Source organism: Kluyvera georgiana, assembly GCF_050990895.1.
GTDB classification, from domain to species: domain Bacteria; phylum Pseudomonadota; class Gammaproteobacteria; order Enterobacterales; family Enterobacteriaceae; genus Kluyvera; species Kluyvera georgiana.
In genome coordinates this window covers 4,231,162-4,244,699 of sequence record NZ_CP158865.1, presented here as the reverse complement: position 1 = coordinate 4,244,699, position 13,538 = coordinate 4,231,162, and the positions used below count along the sequence as shown (strand labels likewise).

15 protein-coding genes and 3 tRNA genes are annotated in these 13,538 nt (G+C 53.4%); 11 read left to right on the top strand and 7 right to left on the bottom strand.

The window, feature by feature from the left end; translation table 11 throughout:
* The first annotated feature begins 5 nt into the window (after positions 1 to 5).
* The gene (gene bglJ / locus ABTW00_RS20165) at positions 6 to 641 is read left to right on the top strand and encodes a DNA-binding transcriptional activator BglJ (protein WP_433637153.1); all 636 of its coding nucleotides are present in this window, start codon (positions 6 to 8) and stop codon (positions 639 to 641) included.
* Here the strand turns inward: bglJ and ABTW00_RS20160 are convergent.
* Positions 638 to 1,108 (bottom strand): YbaK/EbsC family protein, encoded by a 471-nt coding sequence (locus ABTW00_RS20160; RefSeq protein WP_065357060.1) that lies wholly within the window; start codon positions 1,106 to 1,108, stop codon positions 638 to 640. The genes bglJ and ABTW00_RS20160 overlap by 4 nt on opposite strands.
* A gap of 337 nt (positions 1,109 to 1,445) precedes the next feature.
* Here ABTW00_RS20160 and ABTW00_RS20155 point away from each other — a divergent pair, with 337 nt between their 5' ends.
* Complete coding sequence (locus tag ABTW00_RS20155; protein WP_065357059.1) at positions 1,446 to 2,789, top strand: PTS sugar transporter subunit IIC; 1,344 nt, start codon at positions 1,446 to 1,448, stop codon at positions 2,787 to 2,789.
* Between the two features lie 35 nt (positions 2,790 to 2,824).
* Here ABTW00_RS20155 and fhuF read toward each other — a convergent pair whose 3' ends face one another.
* On the bottom strand, positions 2,825 to 3,613 hold the full coding sequence (gene fhuF / locus ABTW00_RS20150; RefSeq protein ID WP_064547136.1) for a siderophore-iron reductase FhuF: 789 nt from the start codon (positions 3,611 to 3,613) through the stop codon (positions 2,825 to 2,827).
* Between the two features lie 102 nt (positions 3,614 to 3,715).
* Complete coding sequence (locus ABTW00_RS20145; protein WP_064547138.1) at positions 3,716 to 4,780, bottom strand: GGDEF domain-containing protein; 1,065 nt, start codon at positions 4,778 to 4,780, stop codon at positions 3,716 to 3,718.
* Positions 4,781 to 5,008: 228 nt separating this feature from the next.
* Here ABTW00_RS20145 and ABTW00_RS20140 point away from each other — a divergent pair, with 228 nt between their 5' ends.
* Positions 5,009 to 5,248: a DUF1435 domain-containing protein gene (locus ABTW00_RS20140; RefSeq protein ID WP_065357058.1), complete on the top strand. Its 240-nt coding sequence runs from the start codon at positions 5,009 to 5,011 to the stop codon at positions 5,246 to 5,248.
* Positions 5,249 to 5,283: 35 nt separating this feature from the next.
* On the opposite strand, the gene ABTW00_RS20135 is transcribed toward ABTW00_RS20140, so the two are convergent.
* The 4 genes from ABTW00_RS20135 to rsmC form a co-directional block, all read right to left on the bottom strand.
* Positions 5,284 to 5,370, bottom strand: a tRNA-Leu gene (locus ABTW00_RS20135).
* Between the two features lie 35 nt (positions 5,371 to 5,405).
* Positions 5,406 to 5,491 (bottom strand) — tRNA-Leu (locus ABTW00_RS20130).
* A gap of 27 nt (positions 5,492 to 5,518) precedes the next feature.
* A tRNA-Leu gene (locus ABTW00_RS20125) sits at positions 5,519 to 5,605 on the bottom strand.
* A gap of 224 nt (positions 5,606 to 5,829) precedes the next feature.
* Complete coding sequence (rsmC, locus tag ABTW00_RS20120; protein ID WP_163448815.1) at positions 5,830 to 6,861, bottom strand: 16S rRNA (guanine(1207)-N(2))-methyltransferase RsmC; 1,032 nt, start codon at positions 6,859 to 6,861, stop codon at positions 5,830 to 5,832.
* Positions 6,862 to 7,088: 227 nt separating this feature from the next.
* Here rsmC and ABTW00_RS20115 point away from each other — a divergent pair, with 227 nt between their 5' ends.
* From ABTW00_RS20115 to ABTW00_RS20080, 8 genes are all read left to right on the top strand, one after another.
* Positions 7,089 to 7,502 (top strand): DNA polymerase III subunit psi, encoded by a 414-nt coding sequence (locus ABTW00_RS20115; RefSeq protein WP_271447830.1) that lies wholly within the window; start codon positions 7,089 to 7,091, stop codon positions 7,500 to 7,502.
* Positions 7,471 to 7,917: a ribosomal protein S18-alanine N-acetyltransferase gene (rimI, locus tag ABTW00_RS20110; protein WP_064547148.1), complete on the top strand. Its 447-nt coding sequence runs from the start codon at positions 7,471 to 7,473 to the stop codon at positions 7,915 to 7,917. The genes ABTW00_RS20115 and rimI overlap by 32 nt, the downstream gene beginning before the upstream one ends.
* 14 nt (positions 7,918 to 7,931) lie before the next feature.
* Complete coding sequence (gene yjjG, locus ABTW00_RS20105; RefSeq protein ID WP_064547150.1) at positions 7,932 to 8,612, top strand: pyrimidine 5'-nucleotidase; 681 nt, start codon at positions 7,932 to 7,934, stop codon at positions 8,610 to 8,612.
* Positions 8,613 to 8,704: 92 nt separating this feature from the next.
* Entirely contained in the window at positions 8,705 to 10,294 is a 1,590-nt protein-coding gene (prfC, locus tag ABTW00_RS20100; protein ID WP_064547152.1) for a peptide chain release factor 3, read from the top strand.
* Positions 10,295 to 10,694: 400 nt separating this feature from the next.
* Positions 10,695 to 11,288 carry a molecular chaperone OsmY gene (gene osmY / locus ABTW00_RS20095; RefSeq protein WP_420811688.1) on the top strand — a complete coding sequence of 198 codons (594 nt, stop codon included), beginning with the start codon at positions 10,695 to 10,697 and terminating at the stop codon, positions 11,286 to 11,288.
* 127 nt (positions 11,289 to 11,415) lie between these two features.
* Positions 11,416 to 11,577 (top strand): DUF1328 domain-containing protein, encoded by a 162-nt coding sequence (locus ABTW00_RS20090; RefSeq protein WP_064547200.1) that lies wholly within the window; start codon positions 11,416 to 11,418, stop codon positions 11,575 to 11,577.
* A gap of 121 nt (positions 11,578 to 11,698) precedes the next feature.
* On the top strand, positions 11,699 to 12,760 hold the full coding sequence (locus tag ABTW00_RS20085; RefSeq protein ID WP_433637142.1) for a patatin-like phospholipase family protein: 1,062 nt from the start codon (positions 11,699 to 11,701) through the stop codon (positions 12,758 to 12,760).
* Entirely contained in the window at positions 12,757 to 13,536 is a 780-nt protein-coding gene (locus ABTW00_RS20080; protein ID WP_271447833.1) for a TatD family hydrolase, read from the top strand. Before ABTW00_RS20085 ends, ABTW00_RS20080 begins: the two co-directional genes overlap by 4 nt.
* Positions 13,537 to 13,538 lie beyond the last annotated feature (2 nt).

Here is a 13,538-nt window from a genome sequence, read left to right as displayed (position 1 = left end):
ATTGTATGATGACGGAAGTGGGGTTACGTCATCTGTTAATGCATGCCCACTCCCGGAATTCTACTTTTCACTTTTATCGCACTATTCGCGAATTTAAGCTGGCGCTCCGTCAGACCTCTTTTGATGTATTGATCTGCTGCCTGCCCGGTACGAGGGAGCCGCGTATTGAGTGCCTGTTTACGATGGAGGAAATAGCGCGTCATGACGCCGGGATCGTGCGTATTATTCTGGCGAACGATAGCGTTGAGGCTGACCTTATTAAGCACCTCTCGCCAACGTATCTTCACGGCGTACTGAGTAAATCCAGCTCGTTGGCGGAACTTCAACAAAGTTTGCTGGATCTTCTGCGAGAGGCGGCGCTCGGTCATGAATGCGCTGATGCATCCTTACTGCATCATGAAAGTCGCTGTCTGAGCCCAACCGAGAATATGATTCTACGCTATATGACCTATGGTTATTCACTGATGGAAATTGCGCAGCGGCTGGACAGGAACATCAAAACTATCCGCGCGCACAAATTCAATGCCATGACAAAGCTCGGTGTGAATTCAGACGTCGGTCTGCTGAGTGCCGCGGATTTATTGGTTTCTCTGCCCGATCGGAACACCGCATACGGGCAGAGGCCGCGGTGTTCTGCTTAACTGGATGATGACTGGCAGACATCAACCCACGTTGCGGAGGTCAGGCTGGCCATTCTTTGTGGAGAGATGCGTACAGCGCTATGAATGGCGCCCGCAGCAGGGAGAACTTCGTCATAGGCCTGCAGTGAGACATCGCAATAGACGTCCAGCGGGTTTTCCAGACCAAACGGACATACGCCGCCGACGGGGTGTCCGGTCAGCATGACCACTTCGTCACTGCTGAGCATACGGGCTTTCGCGCCGAAAGTGTCTTTAAGCTTTTTGTTGTCCAGACGGGCATCGCCTTTAGCGACAACCAGAATCACACGGTCCTTTATCTTCAACGACAGCGTTTTGGCAATCTGTCCAGGCTCAACCTGATGAGCGGCGGCTGCCAGCGCGACGGTCGCAGTGCTTTGCTCAAGCTCGATAATATTGATGTCGGGCGCGTGCTCGGCAAAGAATTCTCGTACAGACTGTAGGCTCATCATACTCTCCTGATTTTTCGGCGAGTCACTCTGTCATAAAGCTACCTTGGTTGTAAATATTGCGACGAAGTTGTGCAAAAATTGTTTGATTTCTGGATCTCCTTCACATTCGCTGCAACCGGTTACAGTAACCGGTTGCGGTTCGCATTCAGTCGATTGATACTGCGAGGGTAACTTCCTTTGTATCCATAATAAGAGCCATATATGAACTGTATCCCTATGAACAATATGTCAGGTCGCGTTGCTGCAACCGCAGAGCGTTCACAGTTTGCCCAGTCGTATGTCGGCAAAATCGTTGTTGCTGTGCTTACGTCTAAAGCCTGTCAGGAGGGCTGCTATGTCTGCTAATCACGCTGCATTTAATTTGATATTTCGCTTTGTAGAAAACTACGTTAGTCCAGTTGCTGGGCGTATTTCATCTCAGCGCCACGTCATGGCCATCCGTGACGGTTTTATCTCTGCTATGCCTTTCATGATTGTGGGTTCGTTCTTGCTGGTATTTGCATACCCGCCGTTCTCGCCGGATACCACCTGGGGCTTTGCTCGCGCGTGGTTGGACCTGGCAAAACAGTTTGAAGGCCGCATTTTGACGCCGTTTGATATGACGATGGGCATCATGTCTATCTATATCTGCGCCGCTATCTCCTATAACTTAGGTAAACATTACGAAAAGACCAACCAGCTCGATCCTTTCATGTGTTCGATGCTGTCAATTATGGCGTTCCTGCTGGTTGCCGCACCGAAAACTAACGGCACTCTGCCGGTGGACAGCCTCGGGGGAACCGGGATCTTCACCGCCATCCTCGTCGCTGTTTATTGCGTAGAGATGATGCGTTTTCTGAAAATCCGCAACATCGGGATCCGTTTACCGGATCAGGTGCCGCCGATGATCAAAAACTCTTTCGATCTGCTGATACCGGTACTGGTGGTCGTGCTGACGCTCTATCCGCTGAGTCTGTTTATTCAGAGCCAGTTCGATATGCTGATCCCTCAGGCTATCATGTCGGTGTTCAAACCGTTGGTTTCCGCGGCTGACTCCTTACCGGCTATTCTGCTGGCGGTGCTGATTGGCCACCTGCTGTGGTTCGCAGGGATTCACGGGGCGGCGATTGTATCCGGTATGCTGCAGATGTTCTGGCTGACCAACCTCGGTCTGAACCAGACCGCGCTGGCACAGGGCGCGCCGCTGCCGCACATCTTTATGGAAGCATTCTGGACCTTCTTCATCGTGGTCGGCGGTTCCGGCGCCACCATGGGCCTGGTATTCTGCTATCTGCGTAGCCGCTCGGCCCACCTGCGTTCTATTGGCCGTCTGAGCGTGGTGCCAAGCCTGTTCAACATCAACGAACCGGTGATTTTCGGTACGCCTATCGTCATGAACCCGGTGTTCTTTATTCCGTTCCTGCTGGCACCGATGGTTAACGCCATTCTGGCCTGGGCGGCAATGAAGCTGGATCTGATTGGCCGTGTCATCTCTGTTGTTCCATGGACCGCGCCGGCACCTATCGGTGGAGCGTGGGCGTTAGGCTGGGATTTCCGTGCGGCGATTCTGGTCGTGTTGCTGGCCTGCGTTTCGGCAATCATCTACTATCCGTTCTTCAAAGTGTATGAGAAACAGTTGCTTGCACAGGAAGAGGAAGAAGCACAGCGTGCGGTGGAAGAGAGCCAGCAGGTTGCGTAATGGGTAGGAAATCGACGGGGCGTTTGCCCCGTCGGTTATTTTAGGGTGCAGTCACCACACTGCTGAACATCGGGCAGACGATAGCGCTGACAGCAGGTTCGGCGCACCAAACGGCCATCTCTCACCACAACGGTACGCCACAGCGGGTTATCCTGGCCATCGGCCAGCGTCTTGCTAAAGAAGTAGCGCTGCCGTATCTGGTTCACCGACTCTTCGCCCAGCAGTGCAATCATCTCGCCGAGATACCAGTTAATTAAATAACCGGTGTTGCTCCAGATAAGTTTAGCGTTAATGTCACCCGTGGCTTCAAGGGCCTCAATGACGGGCATAATGCCTTGCGTCACTAAGTTATCCATACGTTCGACGAGTGGTTTCTGAGTCGTGCGTAGATCGTGGCGTACATCGACCCAGAAGCACGCAGCACGTCCGGTTTCATGGAACTCGACGTGGAAGTGCTCGGGTGAGACGGCGATGGCAGATTCTTCTGTCAGCAGCGCCAGCATCAGTGGCGGTACCATCAGGCCGATATACCATTGTGCCCACAGCGATATCAGCGGTTTGTTTTCGCGCGGCTGTGTCGGTTGGTTACGGTAGATATGATCGGAATAGATCGCGAGCAGTGAGCTCAGTTCTGTCGGCTTTGCCCATTCGGCCAGCGCTTTCGCATTGTCAGGGGGCGTTTCATTTAGGCGAAACATCTCCAGCATGTGCGGACGATGCTCGGCGATTTTTGCGCGTACCGATTCGGCGAGCACATTTCCCGTAGCGGGAAGCGACGTACGCCAGATAAGGTCATCAGCAATCGGTGCGGAGCGATAGGCCATAGGATTAGCTAGATACAAAACTAAATGATAATGATTAGCAATCCTAGCTATAGATAAAAACAAGCGCAAGCGGTTTATCGCTCGCGCTTGTTTTTTGTGAACTCAGGCGGCGGGAAGCCGTTCGCTGGTCAGGGCGCTGTTGCGCCCCTGATTTTTGGCTTCGTACAGCGCTTTATCCGCCATCTGAATCGCCGCGTCGATATCGTTATCCTCTAGCGGGGCAATACCGATACTGACGGTGACATGAGTGGCGACGCTGGCATTAAACATATGTGGGATCTTCAGATCGTAGACCTGCTGACGAATGCGCTCCGCCGTCAGGATGGCATTATTCAGATCACACTGCGGCAGCAGCACCAAAAATTCTTCGCCACCATAGCGGGTCACAATATCGCGTGAGCGCACCGCGTTGCGAATGGCGGCGGAAACACGCATCAGCGCCTGATCGCCCATCATATGGCCGTAGTGGTCGTTATAGGCCTTAAAATGGTCGATATCCAGCAGTAGAACCGAGTGTTGGGCCGGGCCAAGCGCTTTCAGTGAATCCAGGCGAAACTGGAAGCCGCGACGATTATACAGGCCGGTAAGCGGATCGAGCATGCTCAAGCCGTTCAGCGTTTCGCGTTCCTCCAGCAGTTTATACATCAACCCCTGGGCAAAGCTGTCGTTACGCCGCTGGATGATGTGCTGAATGGTAATACCGATTAATGGTAGCGCGAAGCAGTAGACCATTCGCCACCACTCTTCAGAATTGCTGCTGAACAGGCAGACAATAAAAGTCGGTAATGAATGCAGTGCAAACGCAATGATATTATTTGAAAAGGCAATAGTCCCGACAAATAACACGCTAAATAGCGCAACCATTTGAAAGTTATCATTTACCGCGGGGAGCACAAAAGTTTTACTTAAAATATGCCAGCCCCACAGGCAGCCAAATATAGCCGAAACTATCGGCAGGTTGAGTTTGACTCTCGCGTAGCGCCAGTTCCACAGCAGCATAGCGCCGCTACCCACCGCAATGAGCATTGCCGGTAGGGGAAATATATGTACATCATATATCGGACTAAACACCGACAGCGCCGATGAGACCAAATTGAGAAACAAAAACAGCCGGAACGTTAGCTGATATTTTTGCGCACGCAGGGTACGCCAGGATTGTACGGTCATTGTTTGAAGTTGTAGTCAGCCTTAAATAAATAAGTAACTGCATCAAAAGCAACAATAATGCAGGAAGAGTCGTGCGCTTGCTTTATATTTGACATGCTGGTTTTTTAGACAACTTAACACCATATAATATTCATGTCATTAATGAATATGAAACCTTAGCGCAATAGCAGACAAATGACAAAAAAGACTATATGATATTGGTAATCATTATCATTTGAAGGGCGGATCATGTTGCAAAAAACGTTGGGCAGCGGCTGGGGAGTACTGCTTCCGGGGACCGTCATTGCGCTACTGAGCACCATGGGGCTTTCAGCCGATGTCTGGCGCGGCGTGATTGTCTGCGGGCTGCTGCTGAGCAGTGTGATGATCTGGCATCGTCAGCTGAGACACTTTGTACTGTTGCCGTCTTGCATTGCGTTAATTGGCGGTATTGTACTGATTATAATGAATTTAAAATTGATGGAGTGAAGCAAGAAAGGAAATCAGGAAGAGAACGAGGAAACTGGTGCGAGGGGGGGGACTTGAACCCCCACGTCCGTAAGGACACTAACACCTGAAGCTAGCGCGTCTACCAATTCCGCCACCTTCGCACAGATATCTCGTTACTTTTGTTATATCGCCTCGTTGGTGCGAGGGGGGGGACTCGAACCCCCACATCCTAAGGACACTAACACCTGAAGCTAGCGCGTCTACCAATTCCGCCACCTTCGCACAGTGCGAGCGATATAACGTGGATTATGGTGCGAGGGGGGGGACTTGAACCCCCACGTCCGTAAGGACACTAACACCTGAAGCTAGCGCGTCTACCAATTCCGCCACCTTCGCATACCATCGATTCTTTATGAAAGAATCGTTACCACGGAGGCGAATTCTAGAGATTTTACGCTGTGCGTCAATAGTTAATTATCGAAGACTGCGCGATTGCCGAAAAAAAAGGCGTTTATGCGGATTTTACCGTTTGTTGTAGGCCAGATAAGCGTTAGCGCCTACCGGCCTTGTGCGATGCAACGCCGGATAGCGGTGTAAATGCCTTATCCGGCCTGCATTGATTAGGCTTTTTTCGCCTGACGGGTCATGACGGTGCGGTACACTTTGAAACGGCCTGTTTGAGCAATCACTTCATGGAAGCCAAAGGTTTCGTCCAGCACTGCCGGATAGGGCAGGAAGGCGTTGGCCACGATGCGTAGCTCGCCGCCGCTGTTCAGATGACGCACGGCGCCGCGAATCAGCGTTTGCGCAGCGTCCAGGCTGGTCTGCATGCCATCGTGGAACGGCGGGTTGGAGATGATCATATCGAAACGGCCGTTCACCTCAGAGAAGACGTTGCTTGCCAGCACGTCGCCTTCAATGCCATTTGCCGCAAGGGTTGCGCGGCTGGCTTCGACCGCCGGAGCGCTCACATCGCACAGGGTCAAACGAACCTTCGGCGAGTGGCTGGCCAGCGTCGCCGCCAGCACGCCTGCGCCGCAGCCGACGTCCAGCACTTTACCTTTGGTGTGAGGCGTCAGGGTGGAGAGCAGCAGCTGGCTGCCGACATCCAGTCCGTCACGGCTGAAGACGCCCGGTAGGGTCTTAATGGTCAGCTTATCAAGCTGATACTCGCCCCAGAATGTTTCCGCATCGAACGACGGCTGTTTTTCCAGACGACCGTGATACAGGCCGCAGCGACGAGCGCTGTCGACTTTATTCAGCGGCGCGAACTCCGCCAGCATCTGTTCGGCGCTGCGCACGCCGCTGCGGTTTTCGCCAATGACGAAAATATCGGTGCCCACCGGCAGAAGAGACAGAATGTTCATCAGCTGGAACTGGGCTTCCGGTTTGTTCTTTGGCCAGTAGTAGATAAACGTGTCGCTGTCGGCGACGTCTTCCGCCTGCGCCACAAGCCCAAAGCGAACGTTGTCGCCCATCTGGCGGTTTAACACCTGCCAGTGGTGAAACTGCTGGGTATGCGCGCGGCTTGCGGCGGTCTCAAGACGTGCGGGCAGGTCATCCTGCAGATCGCCGGCAAAGAAAATACGGCTCTGTTCGAAATCGTCACTGTGGCGCAGCAAGACTTCACTTGCCGGGGTAAAAGCAGACATGAATGGTTCCTCATTAAACTCAGGCCGCGATTATACACGTCATCCTTCAAGTTGCCTCTATGTTGGCTGCACTCATTCACCCCAGTCACGTACTTTTGTACGCTCCTGGGGATTCATTCGCTTGCCGCCTCGATGCAACTCGAATGATTTTGTGTATATAGAGTGTAATTGGCGCAGTTTCGATGAATTTGCTATATTTGCGCCCTTGATAGACAGGAGCGTGGTACATGACATCCCGGCGAGACTGGCAATTACAACAGTTGGGTATTACCCAATGGTCACTGCGTCGCCCCGGCGCGTTGCAGGGCGAGATTGCCATTACGCTCCCTCAGCACGTTCGGCTGGTGATCGTTGGCGAGGAGCTTCCTGCGCTGACGGAACCGCTGATGGGCGATATTCTGCGCGCGCTGCGTCTGACGCCGGACCAGGTTTTACCGCTGACGCCCGATCGCGTGGCGATGCTGCCGCAGGAGAGCCGCTGCCACTGCTGGCGGCTGGGTAACGATGAACCCGTCACGCTGGAAGGGGCGGTGATTTCGACGCCGCCGTTTAATGAACTGCAAGCCAGCGCGCCCGCGCGCGCCGCGCTTTGGCAACAAATTTGCGCCCATGAACACGATCTCTACCCTCAGCACGACTGATTTACCCCGCGCCTTCGCGATTGAAACGCGCGCCCATGCGTTTCCCTGGAGTGAAACAACCTTCGCCAGTAATCAGGGAGAGCGCTATCTGAACCTGCAGATGTCGGTCGACGGTGAAATGGCCGCCTTTGCGATCACGCAGGTGGTGCTGGATGAAGCGACGCTGTTCAATATCGCGGTCGACCCAGCGTTTCAGCGCCGCGGTCTGGGGCGCGAGCTGCTTGAACATCTCATTGATGCGTTAGAGGCACAGGGCGTGGTCACGCTATGGCTGGAAGTCCGCGCATCGAATCACGCAGCCATTGCCCTGTATGAAAGTTTAGGCTTTAACGAAGCGACGATTCGTCGCAACTATTATCCTACGGCGGAAGGTCGCGAGGATGCCATTATTATGGCGCTGCCCATTAGTATGTAAGACAAGGTGAAAAGATGAAGAAGTGGGACTGGATTTTCTTCGATGCCGACGAGACGCTGTTTACGTTTGACTCGTTTAGCGGCTTACAGCGGATGTTTCTCGACTATAGCGTGACCTTTACCGCGGAAGATTTCCAGGACTACCAGGCGGTGAATAAGCCGCTATGGGTGGATTACCAGAATGGGGCGATCACCTCGCTCCAGCTTCAGCATCAGCGTTTTACCGGCTGGGCGGAACGTTTGAATGTTCACCCGGGGGATCTGAACGACGCCTTTATGAATGCGATGGCGGAGATTTGCGCGCCTTTGCCGGGGGCCGAGTCGCTGCTGAATGCGCTGAAAGGCAAAGTGAAAATGGGGATCATCACAAACGGTTTTACCTCATTACAGCAAACGCGCCTTGAGCGTACCGGCTTTAGCAATCACTTTGATTTGCTGATCATTTCTGAAGAAGTTGGCGTCGCTAAACCGGACCGCCAGATCTTTGATTACGCCCTTGAACAGGCCGGCCATCCGGACCGTTCCCGCGTGCTGATGGTCGGCGATACCGCCGAGTCTGATATTCGCGGCGGCATGAACGCCGGTTGGGCAACCTGCTGGCTGAACGCGCACCAGCGCGCGCTGCCGGAAGGCATCACGCCTGACTGGACGGTAACCTCATTGCCTGAACTGGAGCGACTCCTGTGTAAACAGTGATTGCCAGCCCCCCTTTGATGGGTAAAATAGCCGCAATTTTTTCGTATTCAACATGCGCGGCGCGTTGCCGCGTTTACTAAGAAGATTGAATTATGACGTTGTCTCCTTATTTGCAAGAGGTGGCCAAGCGCCGCACTTTTGCCATTATTTCTCACCCGGATGCCGGTAAAACGACGATCACTGAAAAGGTGCTGTTATTCGGACAGGCCATTCAGACCGCCGGTACGGTAAAAGGGCGTGGCTCCAGCCAGCATGCGAAATCCGACTGGATGGAGATGGAAAAGCAGCGTGGTATCTCTATTACCACGTCCGTGATGCAGTTTCCGTACCGTGACTGCCTGGTGAACCTGCTGGACACCCCGGGGCACGAAGACTTCTCCGAGGATACCTATCGTACGCTGACGGCGGTCGACTGTTGTCTGATGGTTATCGACGCCGCGAAAGGCGTTGAGGATCGTACCCGCAAGCTGATGGAAGTTACCCGTCTGCGCGATACGCCGATCCTGACCTTCATGAACAAACTCGACCGCGATATCCGCGATCCGATGGAAGTGCTGGATGAAGTGGAGCGCGAGCTGAAAATCGGCTGCGCGCCGATTACCTGGCCGATTGGCTGCGGCAAGCTGTTCAAAGGCGTTTACCATCTCTATAAAGATGAAACCTATCTGTATCAGACGGGTAAAGGCCACACCATCCAGGAAGTACGTATTGTGAAAGGGCTGAACAGCCCTGAGCTGGATGCGGCGGTCGGTGAAGAGCTGGCCCAGCAGCTGCGTGACGAGCTGGAACTGGTGCAGGGTGCGTCCAACGAGTTCGATAAAGAGCTGTTCCTGGCGGGGGAAATTACGCCGGTCTTCTTCGGTACCGCGCTGGGCAACTTCGGCGTTGACCATATGCTCGACGGTTTAGTGGAGTGGGCGCCAGCGCCAATGCCGCGTAACACCGATACCCGCCTGGTGGAAGCGCAGGACGAGAAGTTCTCCGGCTTCGTGTTTAAAATTCAGGCCAACATGGACCCGAAACACCGCGACCGCGTGGCGTTTATGCGCGTGGTGTCGGGGAAATATGAAAAAGGCATGAAGCTGCGTCAGGTGCGTATCGGTAAAGATGTGGTTATCTCTGATGCGCTAACCTTTATGGCGGGTGACCGTTCGCACGTTGAAGAGGCCTATCCGGGCGATATCATCGGGTTGCACAACCATGGTACCATCCAGATTGGCGACACCTTTACTCAGGGCGAGATGATGAAGTTCACCGGTATCCCGAACTTCGCGCCGGAACTGTTCCGTCGTATCCGCCTGAAGGATCCGTTGAAGCAGAAACAGCTGCTGAAAGGGTTGGTACAGCTGTCGGAAGAGGGCGCGGTGCAGGTGTTCCGTCCGATTGCCAACAACGACCTGATCGTAGGCGCCGTGGGTGTGCTGCAGTTTGACGTAGTGGTTGCGCGTCTGAAAAGCGAATACAACGTTGAAGCGATTTACGAATCGGTAAACGTCGCCACCGCCCGCTGGGTAGAGGGGAAAGACGTGAAGAAATTCGAAGAGTTCAAGCGTAAAAACGAAGTTCAGCTGGCGCTGGACGGTGGCGATAATCTGACGTACATCGCCCCGACCATGGTGAACCTGAACCTGACGCAGGAACGTTATCCTGACGTTGAGTTCCGCAAAACTCGCGAGCACTAAAACCCCCTTCAGGGTGCGGCAGCCGCTGCACCCTGACACTTTTCCTTCCTTTTTAGCCTGTTACGGAAAGTTCTTAATTCCGCCCCTTTTTCCATTAACTGTCTGTTTTTTGCTCAGCGAAGCGGGCGCTTTCAAAATTGTGATCTATATTTAACAAAGCGATGACATCTGTGTCGGCTTTAAATTCTGATAGTCACGCTATGTAAAGTGCTTAAAGCTGACACTTATTTTCATCGCAATATTAATAACTGGATAAGGGCGCGATTTCGCGGTGATTTATGGTCCTGAGAATTGGGGGCTGTCGTGAAATTCGTGGTCAGGGGTTTCGTCCCCTATTCAGCAATGCAACCTGCGTGTTGCACATGCTCAAATTGCGGGCAAAACATACAGGAATATATTGATGATGAAAAAACTGACGATGTCTAAAACGCTGCTTGCCGTGATGCTGACTTCTGCTGTGGCTACCGGTTCCGTCTACGCAGAAACGACAACGATGGATAAGGCTCAGGCCAGTGCGGAAAGTGCAGGGAATAAAGTCGGTAACTTCATGGATGACAGCACCATCACGGCAAAAGTCAAAGCCGCCCTGCTGGATAACGAGAGTATTAAGAGCACGGATATCTCTGTGAAAACGGATAAAAAAGTCGTGACGCTGAGCGGCTTTGTACAAAGTCAGGCTCAGGCTGAAGCGGCTGTCGCGGCGGCGAAAACCGTTGAGGGCGTTGCTTCTGTGAGCGACAAGCTCCACGTCCGCGACAGTAAAGAAAGCTCGATAAAAGGCTATGCCGGTGATACGGCAACGACCAGTGAAGTGAAAGCCAAGCTGCTGGCTGATGACATCGTACCTTCACGCAACGTAAAAGTTGAGACGACAGATGGCGTAGTACAGCTGTCGGGTACCGTGGAATCTCAGGCGCAAAGCGATCGTGCAGAAAGCGTCGCTAAAGCAGTCGAAGGCGTGAAAAGCGTCAAAAATGATCTGAAAGTGCAGTAATAAGGGGGCATCTTGTCTCCTGATATTTGGCAGGAGACAAGATGTGCGCCACACTAAAAAAGTGCCGATGAGTGGCCTGGATGCTCATAGCAAGCGGTCGACATTAACTATGGTAAAGGAGAAGCTTATGTTTCGTTGGGGCATTATATTTCTGGTTATCGCGTTAATTGCCGCCGCATTAGGATTTGGTGGGCTGGCAGGTACCGCAGCATGGGCAGCGAAAATCGTGTTCGTTGTGGGGATTATCATCTTCCTGGTAAGCCTGTTTACCGGGCGTAAACGACCCTAGAACACCACGCGCAAAGTAGCATGAAAGCAAAGCCAGTCCAGCGGACTGGCTTTATTAGTTTTAGCCGACGAGAATTTAGGCTACTTTGTTAGTCTGAGAAATAAAAAACAGGTAGGCAGAGGTGGGGCAGCGTATACCCGTCACGCTTGGCAATATTGCGCCATTATCGCTGAGGCGTTTCACTCCCGGTCGCATGGCATTGGTCTGCGAGGGGGGAGGGCAACGTGGTATCTTCACTGCAGGGGTGCTTGATGAGTTTATGCGGGCACAGTTCAATCCCTTCGATCTCTACTACGGGAGCTCGGCGGGCGCGCAAAATATTTCCGCCTATCTGTGCAACCAACCGGGATACGGGCGTAAAGTCATCATGCGTTACACCACCCGGCGGGAGTTTTTCGACCCGGTACGCTTTGTCCGCGGCGGCAACCTTATTGACCTCGATTGGCTAGTCGGCTCAACCGCCGGGCAAATGCCGCTGGCAATGGACACCGCCGAACGTCTGTTTGAACTGGGAAAATCTTTCTATATCTGCGCCTGCCGAAGCGATGATTATACGCCCAGCTATTTTTCACCAACCCGACATAACTGGCTCGATATTATTCGGGCGTCCAGCGCGATTCCGGGCTTCTATCGCCCCGGCGTGGCGCTGGATGGTATTAGTTACTTTGATGGCGGCGTGAGCGATGCGATCCCGGTGCGCGAAGCAGCAAAGCAGGGGGCAAAGACGCTGGTGGTGATCCGCACCGTGCCGTCTCAGATGTACTATACGCCGCAGTGGTTTAAACGTATGGAACGCTGGCTGGGGGAGAGCAGCCTGCAGCCGCTGGTGAATCTGGTGCAACACCATGAAACCAGCTATTCCGAAATCCAGAAATTTATTGAAAACCCGCCGGGTAATCTGCGTATTTTTGAAATCTATCCACCAAAACCGTTGCTCAGTATGGCGCTTGGAAGCCGTATTCCCGCCCTGCGCCAGGACTACAAAACAGGGCGTTTGTGCGGCCGCTATTTTCTGGCAACCATTGGTAAGCTGTTGTCAGAAAAACCGCCGCTGGCGCGCCATGTTTCATCAGACGCGCTGTCCATTCCAACACGACCGGTTGCTAATGATATCCCCACAGCGGTAATGCCCGATGTATTGCCCGTTAATGATACTCTTTTCAATGATAAGGATCTGGCGTGAACGGCAGCTTTATTGATACCCATTGCCATTTTGATTTTGCGCCGTTTACCGGCGACGAAGAGGCAAGTATTCAATGCGCAGCGGCGGCTGGCGTTGGCAAGATAGTGATTCCGGCTACCGAGGCCGACAATTTTAGTCGTGTGCTGGCATTAGCTGAACGCTTTCCTTCTTTGTATGCCGCGATTGGGCTGCACCCCATTGTTGTGGAGCGCCATAGCGATGAGAGCCTGGCGCAGCTGGAAGTGGAACTCTCCCGCAAACCCTCCAAATTGGTTGCGGTGGGGGAAATTGGTCTCGATCTCTACCGCGAAAACCCGCAGTTTGAGCGTCAGCAGTACCTGCTGGACGCGCAGCTTAGACTGGCCAAACGTTACGATCTGCCGGTGATCCTCCATTCGCGACGCACGCACGACAAGCTGGCGCTACATCTGAAGCGGCACAACCTGCCGAGAACGGGGGTGGTTCACGGTTTTTCCGGTAGCCTGCAACAGGCAGAGCGGTTTGTGCAGTTAGGCTATAAAATAGGCGTCGGCGGAACGATTTCGTACCCGCGAGCCAGCAAGACGCGTGACGTCATGGCGCAACTGCCGCTGTCGTCGCTGGTGCTGGAAACCGATGCGCCGGATATGCCGCTTAATGGCTACCAGGGGCAGCCCAATCGCCCTGAGCGCATTGCCGAAGTATTCACGCACCTGTGCTCGCTGCGTCCGGAAGCGCCAGAGCACATTGCCAGCGCGCTCATTGCGAATACCCATTCGCTATTTCCTGGCTTGTAGGG